Origin of the sequence: Modestobacter caceresii (genome assembly GCF_000761485.1) — a bacterium.
GTDB lineage: Bacteria > Actinomycetota > Actinomycetes > Mycobacteriales > Geodermatophilaceae > Modestobacter > Modestobacter caceresii.
Window position 1 is genome coordinate 18,887 of the sequence record NZ_JPMX01000005.1, and the last position, 10,304, is coordinate 29,190.

At 73.0% G+C, this 10,304-nt stretch carries 13 protein-coding genes; all 13 read left to right on the forward strand.

What is annotated here, in order from left to right:
• Positions 1-121 precede the first annotated feature (121 nt).
• Complete coding sequence (gene fliD, locus IN07_RS01615; RefSeq protein ID WP_036332948.1) at positions 122-1,438, forward strand: flagellar filament capping protein FliD; 1,317 nt, start codon at positions 122-124, stop codon at positions 1,436-1,438.
• Positions 1,439-1,519: 81 nt separating this feature from the next.
• Positions 1,520-1,906 carry a flagellar export chaperone FliS gene (fliS, locus tag IN07_RS01620; RefSeq protein ID WP_036332950.1) on the forward strand — a complete coding sequence of 129 codons (387 nt, stop codon included), beginning with the start codon at positions 1,520-1,522 and terminating at the stop codon, positions 1,904-1,906.
• Positions 1,903-2,289 carry a hypothetical protein gene (locus IN07_RS01625; protein WP_036332952.1) on the forward strand — a complete coding sequence of 129 codons (387 nt, stop codon included), beginning with the start codon at positions 1,903-1,905 and terminating at the stop codon, positions 2,287-2,289. Before fliS ends, IN07_RS01625 begins: the two co-directional genes overlap by 4 nt.
• 264 nt (positions 2,290-2,553) lie before the next feature.
• Positions 2,554-2,901: a flagellar basal body rod protein FlgB gene (locus IN07_RS01630; protein ID WP_197058306.1), complete on the forward strand. Its 348-nt coding sequence runs from the start codon at positions 2,554-2,556 to the stop codon at positions 2,899-2,901.
• Positions 2,901-3,305, forward strand: coding sequence for a flagellar basal body rod protein FlgC (locus IN07_RS01635; protein ID WP_036332954.1), 405 nt, complete (start codon positions 2,901-2,903; stop codon positions 3,303-3,305). Before IN07_RS01630 ends, IN07_RS01635 begins: the two co-directional genes overlap by 1 nt.
• Positions 3,306-3,307: 2 nt before the next feature.
• Positions 3,308-3,634 carry a flagellar hook-basal body complex protein FliE gene (fliE, locus tag IN07_RS01640; RefSeq protein WP_036332956.1) on the forward strand — a complete coding sequence of 109 codons (327 nt, stop codon included), beginning with the start codon at positions 3,308-3,310 and terminating at the stop codon, positions 3,632-3,634.
• Entirely contained in the window at positions 3,634-5,187 is a 1,554-nt protein-coding gene (gene fliF, locus IN07_RS01645) for a flagellar basal-body MS-ring/collar protein FliF (RefSeq protein WP_036332958.1), read from the forward strand. Before fliE ends, fliF begins: the two co-directional genes overlap by 1 nt.
• 136 nt (positions 5,188-5,323) lie before the next feature.
• On the forward strand, positions 5,324-6,400 hold the full coding sequence (gene fliG, locus IN07_RS01650) for a flagellar motor switch protein FliG (protein WP_036332960.1): 1,077 nt from the start codon (positions 5,324-5,326) through the stop codon (positions 6,398-6,400).
• Positions 6,384-7,298 (forward strand): FliH/SctL family protein, encoded by a 915-nt coding sequence (locus tag IN07_RS01655; RefSeq protein WP_197058307.1) that lies wholly within the window; start codon positions 6,384-6,386, stop codon positions 7,296-7,298. Before fliG ends, IN07_RS01655 begins: the two co-directional genes overlap by 17 nt.
• 47 nt (positions 7,299-7,345) lie before the next feature.
• Positions 7,346-8,653: a FliI/YscN family ATPase gene (locus IN07_RS01660; RefSeq protein WP_036332964.1), complete on the forward strand. Its 1,308-nt coding sequence runs from the start codon at positions 7,346-7,348 to the stop codon at positions 8,651-8,653.
• Positions 8,654-8,663: 10 nt separating this feature from the next.
• Positions 8,664-9,119 (forward strand): hypothetical protein, encoded by a 456-nt coding sequence (locus IN07_RS01665; protein ID WP_036332966.1) that lies wholly within the window; start codon positions 8,664-8,666, stop codon positions 9,117-9,119.
• Positions 9,107-10,057: a transglycosylase SLT domain-containing protein gene (locus IN07_RS01670; RefSeq protein ID WP_036332968.1), complete on the forward strand. Its 951-nt coding sequence runs from the start codon at positions 9,107-9,109 to the stop codon at positions 10,055-10,057. The genes IN07_RS01665 and IN07_RS01670 overlap by 13 nt, the downstream gene beginning before the upstream one ends.
• On the forward strand, positions 10,054-10,304 hold a 251-nt coding region (locus tag IN07_RS01675; RefSeq protein ID WP_036332970.1), incomplete at its 3' end, for a hypothetical protein. The genes IN07_RS01670 and IN07_RS01675, both read left to right, overlap by 4 nt.

A 10,304-nucleotide genomic window follows, 5' to 3' on the forward strand; every position in this document is an offset into this window, starting at 1 on the left:
TCTGACGCTGCACCACTGAGCACGACCCAGTGAGGGGGGAGGCCCCGGCCTCCCCCCTCACTGCTCGTCCACACTCCCCCGCCGATGCGGCGCACGACTCCCGGAGAACCCCATGGCAGGCATGAGCATCAGCGGTCTGTCCTCCGGGCTGGACACGGCCACGATCATCTCCCAGCTGATGCAGCTGGAGGCCCAGCCGCAGCGGATGCTCTCGACGAAGCTGATCGACGCGAAGGCCGACGCCTCGGCCTACCGGACGGTCAACAGCACCTTCTCCACCCTGCAGTCGGCGGCCGATGCACTGACCAAGGCCACCACCTGGGCGCCGGTCAAGGCCACCAGCTCCTCGCCGACGGTCTCGGCCACCGCGAGCGCCGGCGCGACCACTGGGCAAGTCAGTTTCTCTGTCACCAGCCTCGCCGCCAGCCACACGGTGATCGGCTCGTCGGACTGGGTCCCGCCGGCCGGCGACATCTCGCTGACCGTCACCGACGCCGACGGCGACGCCGCCGCCACGACCATCCCGATCCCGGCCGATGCGACGCTCGAGCAGGCCGTCACCACCATCAACGCCGCCAAGGCCGGCGTCACCGCCACCGCCGTCAACACCGGTACCGGATTCCGGCTGCAGCTCAGCGCCAACTCCTCCGGCGCGGACGGGACGTTCACCACCACCGGCGACGTCACGTTCTCTCCCGTGACCTCGGGGGCCGACGCCAAGCTGAGCGTGGCCGGCGGCGCCTACACGGCCACGTCGACCACCAACACCTTCACCGACCTCATGCCGGGGACGACGTTCACGGTCAGCAAGGCCGGCGAGGCCGCCACGGTCACCGTGGCCAGCGACCCTGCAGCGCTGTCAACCGCCGTCCAGTCGCTGGTCACCGCGGCCAACAACGTGCTCTCCACGATCAGCGAGTACTCGAAGAACGGCCCCGGAAGCACCGCCGTCCTGCGGGGGGACAGCTCGCTGCGCGGCCTGGCCGGGCAGGTCCTCGACGCGGTGTCCGAGGCGATCGGCGGCGACGGGTCGGCCGCCCGCGCCGGCCTCCAGCTCACCCGCGAGGGCCGGATCACCTTCGACTCCGCGGCCTTCACCACCGCGCTCGAGGACAATCCCGCGCTCGCCCAGCGACTGGTCAACGGGTCCGGCACCGGGACCACAGCCGTCGAGGGGGTGGCGCAGCGGCTGCTCGGCGTTGCGAAGTCTGCGACCGACAGCACGATCGGTTCCCTCGTCAACCTGGCCAAGGGCAAGGACGGCGAGGTGACCGACCTGCAGAAGCGCATCGACGGGTGGGACCTGCGCCTCGACCTGCGCCGGGACACACTGACCCGGCAGTTCACCGCCATGGAGTCGGCCCTGTCCAGCCTGCAGGGCCAGTCGAGCTGGCTGGCCTCGCAGCTGGGATCGCTGCCCGGCTGGTCCCGTTCGTAGTCCTCCTGACCCGCGCCGGTGTTCCCGCCGTCCGCCACGTTCGTTCCGTCCGACGTTCCGCATCACCGAGGAGTCCATCGCATGAGTGCCGCCGCCCTGCGCGCCCGCTACCTGGGCGACGCGGTCGCCACCGCCTCTCCGCAGCAACTGCTGGTGATGCTGTACAACCGCCTCGCCCTGGACCTGGAGCGAGCCGAGGCCGCCCTGATCACCGGCGACCGGCCGGAGGCGGGCAACCAGCTGCAGCACGCGCAGGAGATCGTCCTGGAACTGCAGGCCAGTCTGCGGGTGGACATCTGGGACGGCGGCCCCCGGCTCGCCGCGCTCTATGCCTGGTTGCTGACCGAGCTGATCGCGGCCAACGTCAAGGGCGACGTCCGTCGGATCGCCGATTGCCGCCGCATCGTCGAGCCGCTGCGGGACGCCTGGCGGGAGGCTGCGGCCTCCCTCGCGTCCGCACCTGCATGATCGGCGACCGGGCGGGCGACGGCCCCGCCCGCAACCGGGTCGGCGACTTCCCCGCGCTGGTGGACGAGGCCCGGAACTGGCCTGCGGTGCTCGACGCCCTGGAAGGCGACGTACAGGATGCCGAGGAGACCCTCGCCCGGGGCCGGGCGGAGGAGATTGCGGCCTGGGGACGACGGTCCACCGACTGGATCCCGCCGAGCAACCTGGGCCCGCTGCCCGACGACCTCCGCGAGCGCGCCGCCCGGCTGCTGCAGCACCAGCTGGCGGTCGCCGAGGCGCTGGTCGAGCGGATCACCCAGTCGCAGAAGCAGCGGGACGTCGCCGCCCGGATGTCCTACGCACCGTCCCGGCCGGTCGCCTCCTTCATCGACCGGGTGCTGTAGCCCCACCCGCACCACCCGCACTCCCCCGTCCCCCGGGGCAGAAATGGCCATTTCTGCCCCGGGGGACGTGTGCGTTCCGTGACGGGCGTGCCCGATCGGGTGCATGTGGTCATGGGCGGCGCCCCGACTGCCGATGACTCAAGGGCACGGAACGCACCAACTTCGCCACGGATCGGCGGCCCCCTCGCTCTCAGGTTCCCCTGGGAGCGCGTCCCGCCGTACCCGGAGGTACCTCGTGCTCCGTCGCTCCCTGCTGGGCGTCCGGTGATCACCGACTCGACCATGACGGCGCTGCACGCATCCCTCACCGGGCTGCAGCAGCGCCAGCGGGTGACCGCCGACAACATCGCCAACATCCAGACGCCGGGCTTCCTCGCCGGCCGGGTCGACTTCGAGTCGACCCTGCAGGCCGAGATCGTCAACGGTCAGGTCCCGGCGGGCGGCCAGCGCAGCGTCACCCGCTCGATGGACCCGACCCGGACCGACGGCAACAACGTCAACCTGGACACCGAGACGGTCATCGCGACCGAGACCGGGCTGCGCTACCAGCTGTCGATCAGCGCCCTGGACGGCAAGTACGCCCTGCTGCGCTCGGCCCTGCGGACCCAGTGATGACTGTCTTCGACACGCTGCGCATCGGCGGCTCGTCGCTGTTCGTCCACCGCAAGTGGATGGACGCCGTCGCGGACAACATGGCCAACATCAACACGGTCAACGCGCCCGGCGAGGACGCCTTCCAGGAACGCATGATCGTCGCCGAGGCGGTCCAGTACGGCTCCGGCCAGGGCGGCGTGCGCGTCGCCGGTACCGAGCTCGGCAGCGCCGAAGGCCGGCTGGTCTACGAGCCGACCAACCCCCTGGCCGACGACGAGGGCTACGTCCGCTACCCCGACATCGACCTCGGCGACCAGATGACCCAGCTGTTGATGGCCCAGCGCGGCTACCAGGCCAACCTGGCCACCATCAGGAGCGCCACCGAGGCCTACCAGCAGGCCCTCCAGCTCGGGAAGGGCTGACCATGACCTCACCCATCGCCGGCATCTCCATCGGGATGCCCGGCATCACCGACGTCGCGGGGGTCTCCGGCGCCGCCTCGGCCGCCGCGCCTCGGTCGGTCTCCGGCGACGGCGGCTTCGCCGCCGTCCTCAGCGGCTCGATCGACTCCCTGAACGCCGTTCAGGGGAACGCGGACTCCCTCGCGCTGCAGGCCGCCACCGGCGACCTGCAGGACGCACACGACTACATGATCGCCAGCACTGAGGCCCGGCTGGCCACCGACACCGTGGTGACCCTGAAGAACTCCGCGGTCGCGGCGTTCACCGAGATCATGCGGATGCAGATCTGATGCCCGCCGCCCTGGAGGGACCGCTGGAGCGGGTCCGCACGCTGCTGACGACGATCAGCGCCGGTCAGAAGATCGTCATCGGTCTGCTCCTGGCCGGGCTGCTCCTCGGCGGCTTCTTCTTCACCCGGTGGGTCACCGCGCCCACCCTGTCGCCGCTGTTCAGCAACCTGGCCTCCACCGACGCCTCGGCGATCGTGGAGGAGCTCAACGCCCAAGGGGTCGCCTACGAGCTGACCGACGGCGGCCAGACGATCATGGTGGCCAAGGACGCCGTCTACGACCTGCGGCTGGCGATGAGCGGCCAGGGCCTGCCGGCCGGCGAGGAGACCGGCTACTCCCTGCTCGACGAGCAGGGCATCACCACCAGCGAGTTCCAGCAGCAGGTCTCCTACCAGCGTGCGCTGGAGGGGGAGCTCGCCAGCACCCTCAAGGCCCTGGACGGCGTCCGGTCGGCGGTGGTGCACGTCGCGCTGCCCAAGGACGACGTCTTCGCCACCGAGGAGGGCAAGCCGACCGCATCGGTCCTGCTGGACCTCGCCCCCGGCACGAGCCTCGCCGGTGAGCAGGTGCAGGCGGTCACCCACCTGGTCTCCTCCAGCATCGAGAAGATGGACCCGGCCGACGTCACGGTCGCCGACTCCACCGGCGCGGTCCTCTCCGCCGCCGGGGAGGGGATGTCCGCCGGCGCCGGCGACGCGCAGTCGCAGATGGAGCAGGAGTTCGAGGGCCGGCTGGCGGCCAACGCCCAGCAGATCCTCGACCGGGTCGCGGGCCCGGGCAACGCCGTCGTCTCCGTCCGCGCCGACCTGGACTTCGACCAGCGCGGCACGACCATCGAGAGCTACGACTTCAACGAGGGCACCCCGGCGCTGTCGGAGAGCACCACCATCGAGAACTACGAGGGCAACGGCGCGGCCGTCGGCGGGGTGCTGGGTGCGGAGGACCTCGGGGTCAACGGCAACGGCGAGTCCGCCTACGACAAGGAGACGGCGACCAGGAACAACGCCGTCGACAAGACCGTCGAGACCATCGAGGGGGCACCTGGCGCCGTCGAGCGGCTCACCGTCTCCGTGGTGATGGACCAGGCCGTGGCCGGGGCGCTGAACCAGGCACAGGTGCAGGACCTGATCGGCAACGCGGTCGGCCTGGACGTCGCCCGCGGGGACGCCATCACGGTCGCCGCGATGGCCTTCGACCAGACCGCCGCCGAACGGGCGGCCGCCGACCTGGCCGCCGCCGAGGAGGCGGAGAAGACCGCCCAGATGTGGTCGATGATCAAGACCGGCGGCATCGCCCTCGGCATCGCCCTGCTGGTGCTCATCGTCTGGCTGCGCTCGCGGCGCAACCGCGAGGAGTACGAGGAGTACGAGGACGAGGAGACCGAGGAGCGCATCCAGGTCGAGAGCGTCCGGGACCCGGCCCTCGACGACCGGGCGGCGCTGATCGAGGCCCAGCAGCGTGAGCGGGTGCGGGGCGAGATCTCGGAGATGGTCAGCGACCGTCCCGACGAGGTCGCCACGATGCTGCGCGGCTGGTTCGCCGACGCCAAGTGAGCACACGGTCCGGGGCCTCCCCCGGCAGGGCACCAGCCCTGCCGGGTGGGGCCCCGCACTGCCGATGCAGGGGGTGGACGCCGGTGGCGTCACCGGACAAGAGGACTGCCGTGAGCATCGCGAAGGGAGCTGAGCAATGAGCATCGCCAGCGTCGAACAGCTCGTCGGGGTGCCGGCGACGACGTCGCCCGCCCAGCTCGCCAAGCCCCGCAAGGAGCTGCCGGGGCTGCGCAAGGCCGCGGTGTTCCTGGCCCAGCTGACCAAGGAGGAGGCCGGCGCCGTACTGGCCCAGATGCGCCCCTCCGAGGTCGAGAAGCTGACCAGCGAGCTCATGGGGCTGCAGCGGGTCAACGGCAGCGACGTCGACGACGTGCTCGGCGAGTTCCACACCCTCATGCAGGCCCGCCGCTTCGTCGGCACCGGCGGCATCGAGTTCGCCCGCGAGGTCCTCGCCGCCGGGCTGGGCGAGGAGAAGGCCGACGGCATCCTCTCCCGGCTCAACGTCGTCTACACCGAGCTCCCCTTCGCCTCGCTGCGCAACAGCGACGTCCGGCAGTTGGTCACCTTCCTCAAGGACGAGCACCCGCAGGTGGTCGCCCTGGTGCTGGCACACCTGCCGGCACCGCAGTCGGCCGAGGTGCTGTCGGGCTTCCCGCCGGACCAGCAGGCCGACGTCGCCTACCGGATCGCGCTGATGGACCGCACCGCCCCGGAGATGGTCCGGATGGTCGAGGAGGAGCTCGGCCGCCGGATGGGGTCGCTGCTCGCCTACCAGGACATGGCCACGGTCGGTGGCGTGGAGACGCTGGTGGAGATCATCAACCGCTCCTCGCGGCCCACCGAGCGCTCGATCCTGGAGTGGCTGGAGAACAGCGACCCCGAGCTGGCCGAGCGGATCCGCTCGCAGATGTTCGTCTTCGAGGACATCGTCACCATCGACGACCGGTCCCTGCAGCTGGTGCTGCGCGACGTCGAGGCCAACGACCTGGCCACCGCGCTCAAGGGCGTCAAGCAGGACGTCCGGGACAAGGTGGTCCGCAACCTCTCCGAGCGTGCCGGGGAGAACCTGCTCGAGGAGATCGAGCTGCTCGGCCCGGTCCGCGCCCGCACGGTCGAGGAGGCCCAGGCCAAGATCGTGGCGGTCATCCGCACCCTCGAGGAGCAGGGCACCCTGACCATCTCGCGGGGCGGTGAGGATGACTTCGTCGCCTGACGGCAGCGGACGGGAGACGTTGCTGCTGCGCGGGGCGCCCGCGGCCGGCGCCGTCCCCTACCAGCGCGTGCCCCAGGGGGCGCCGGTGTGGGGACGGCCGTCGGCGGTGCGCCCCGCCGCACAGGACGCCGTTGCACCGGCCCCGGCTGCGCCGGTCCCCCCGCCTCGGGCTCCCCGGGCTCCCTCCGTCGTCCCCCCCGCCGCTCCGGTCGACCCGACGGCAACGCACGCGACGGCAACGCACTCGACGGCAACGCATCCGACGGCGGCGCACCCGACGGCGGCGCACAGCGACCAGGCCGCCACCGCCCGGGTCGGGCTCCGGCTGGGCGAGGTCTACGCCGAGCAGCTGGCCCGACTGCGGGCGGAGGCCCGCCGGGAGGGCTGGGACGCCGGCCACGCCGAGGGCCTGGTCGCCGCCGAGCGAGTCGTCCGCGCGGCCGAGCAGGCCGCCGAGGAGCGGCTCACCGAGGTGCAGGCCCGCTGGGAGCGCCGCCTGGCCTCGGCCACCGCGGCCATGGGCGCCGCCGTCGAGCGCCTGGACGGCACGGCCGCCCCGGTGGTCGACGAACTGCGGGACAGCATCCTGGACGCCGTCGTCATCCTGGTCGGCGACCTGTTCGGCCGGGAACTGGCCGTGGCCGCAGAGCCCGGCCTCGATGCGCTGCGCCGGGCCCTGACCCTGTGCCCCGACGACGTCCCGGTCGTCGTCCGACTGCACCCCGACGACCTCGCCGAGGTGCCGGCCGAGGCGTTGGCCCAGCTGCCGGCCTCGGTCACCGTCCGCGGTGACGACGCCGTCGAGCGGGCCGGTGCGGTGGCCGAGGCCGGCACCCAGCGGGTCGACGCCCAGCTGAGCGCGGCGCTGGACCGCGTCCGCGAGGTGCTCCGCTCGTGAGGACGTACGAGGCCCCCTCGCAGGGGCCCGCCGCGAGCTCGCGAGCGGTGGGGGGCGAGGGGGTCCTTTCGCGTGCCCGTGCCGCGGCCCGGCCCCAGCTGACCGGCATCGTCACCGGCGCGATGGGCCTGACCCTCACCGTCGAGGGCGTCTCGGCGGCCGTCGGCGACCTGGTCGAGGTCCGCACCGGCCCCCAGCCGCTGCTGGCCGAGGTGGTCGCCGTGCAGCGGGACCGGCTCACCTGCATGCCGCTGGGCGACCTCTCCGGCGTCCGCTCCGGTGCCCGGGTACGGGCCACCGGCATGCCCCTGCAGGTGCCGGTGGGTGAGGCGCTGCTCGGCCGGGTGCTCGACGGGCTCGGCCGGCCGATGGACGGCGGCCCCCCGCTGGGCAGCTCGATCCGGTACGTCGACCTCACCAGCCAGACGCCCAACGCGCTGACCCGTGCGCGGGTCAGCCGGCAGCTCGCCACCGGCGTCCGGGCCCTGGACACCCTCGTCCCGGTGGGGCGCGGTCAGCGACTGGGCATCTTCGCCGGGTCCGGCGTCGGCAAGTCGACGCTGATGAGCCAGATCACCCGGGGCACCGACGCCGACGTGCGCGTCATCGGGCTGATCGGTGAGCGTGGCCGCGAGGTGCGGGAGTTCCTCGAGGAGGACCTCGGCCCGGAGGGGATGGCGAACACCGTCGTCGTCGTCGCCACCTCCGACGAGCCACCGCTGGTGCGGTTGAAGGCGGCGTTCGTCGCCACCCGGATCGCGGAGGGCTTCCGCGACCAGGGCCGCGACGTGCTGCTGATGATGGACTCGATCACCCGTACGGCGATGGCCCAGCGGGAGGTCGGGCTCTCCGCCGGCGAGCCGCCGGCCACCCGCGGGTACCCGCCGAGCGTCTTCGCGATGATGCCGAAGCTGCTGGAGAAGGCGGGGACGTCCACCACCGGCTCGATCACCGGCCTCTACACCGTGCTGGTGGAGGGCGACGACCACAACGAGCCGATCGCCGACACCGCGCGGTCGATCCTCGACGGGCACGTCGTGCTCACCCGCAAGCTCGCCACCGCCGGGCACTTCCCGGCCATCGACGTGCTGGAGTCGATCTCCCGGGTCGCCACCACGATCGTCCCGTCGCCGCAGATGACCGACGCCCGGGAGGTCCGCCGGATGATGGCGGCCCTGCGCGACGTGCGGGAGCTGATCGAGATCGGCGCCTACCAGAGCGGTTCCGACCCGCTCGTGGACCGGGCCCGCCGGCTGGTGCCGCAGATCGACGCCTTCCTGCGGCAGGCCGTGGACGACCCGACCTCGACACCCGAGGCGTTCGCCCGACTGCACGCGATCGCCACCACGACGTGAGCGGCCTGCGGTGAAACAGCCGGCCTTCCGGCTGGAACCGGTGCTCAAGCTGCGCCGGACCGAGGAGCGGGCCGCTGCGCTCGCCTCGGCCCAGGCCGCCCGCGAGGCCGCCGAGGCGGCCGAGCGCGTCGAGCGCGACGCCGCCGCGCTGACCCAGCGCGCGCTGCCCGGGCACCCCACCGGCGCGGCCTTCGTCGCCGCGATGGTCGCATCGGCCGCCGCGGCTGCCGATGTGTCTGCTGCACGGTCAGTGGCCGTCGCACGCGCCGAGCAGGCGGAACTGGTCCGCGCCCGGTGGACCGCCGCCGCACAGCGCACCAAGGGACTCGAACGGCTGCGCGAGCGGCACGTGGCAGCCCTGCAGGCGGCGGCCGACGCCGCCGAGGAACGGGTGGTCGACGACCTGGTCACCCGCCAGCACAGCACCACCCGGACGAGCAGGGAGGAGACGACGTGGACGGACTGACCGCGGTGCACAGCCGGATCGGGCAGATCCAGGCGCGCTTCGCACCCCCGGTGACCCAGAACGCCGCCTGGGCCACCGCTGCCTCCGCCGCCGGCCTCACCGGCACCAGCCCGACGAGCGCCACCGCGGGGGCCACCGCAGCGACCGGCACCGGTGCCGAGGTCGTCGGTGCGGCCACCAAGTACCTCGGCGTCCCCTACAAGTGGGGTGGCACCGACCCGGCGACCGGGCTCGACTGCTCCGGCTTCACCCAGCGGGTCTACGCCGACCTCGGCATCAGCATCCCGCGCACGTCGTCCCAGCAGGCCACCGCCGGCCGGCCGGTCGCCTCCCTGGCCGAGGCCCAGCCCGGCGACCTGGTGTTCTTCGACAACACGTCCTCCCGGCCGGGCATCGACCACGTCGGGCTCTACATCGGCGGCGGCAAGATGATCGCCGCCCCGCAGCCGGGCGACGTGGTCAAGGTGCAGGACGTCGGCAACCCGACCCTCATCCGCCGGGTGCTGCCGGAGAGCACGACCACCTCGCCGGTCACCGCAGCTGCCGGCGGCGGCCTCGCCGGGGTGCCGTACGCCGACCTGTTCACCCAGGCCGGCGCCCGGCACGGGGTCTCCCCCGCCCTCCTGGCCGCGGTCGCCAAGACCGAGTCCGGCTTCAACAGCTCGGCCGTGTCGTCCGCGGGCGCCACCGGCCTGATGCAGTTCATGCCCGCCACCGCCAAGGGGCTGGGGGTGGACGCCACCGACCCGGCGTCCTCGATCGACGGCGCCGCCCGCTACCTGAGCCAGCTGACCAAGCAGTTCGGCTCCACCGAACTGGCGCTCGCCGCCTACAACGCCGGCCCGGGCACGGTGCAGCGCCACGGCGGCATCCCGCCCTACGCCGAGACGCAGTCCTACGTCCAGAAGGTCACCAGAGCCGCGGAGGCCTACGCATGACCAGCACGACCACCCTGCCGGTGATCTCGGCCCCGGCCCGCTCCGGTGCGGCCACCCCCGGCTCCGCCGGCCGGTCCTCCGGCAGCGACCGGGCACCGGCGTTCGCCAGCGCCCTGGACGACGCGCTCGGCAGCGAGCGCGGGCCGTCCCGGTCGTCCGAGCGGGCCGCCGACCGCGCGGCCGAGCGCGCCTCGGACCGGTCCGCCGTCCGGTCGCCCGTCGACCGGCGCGACCGCCCGGCCGTCGA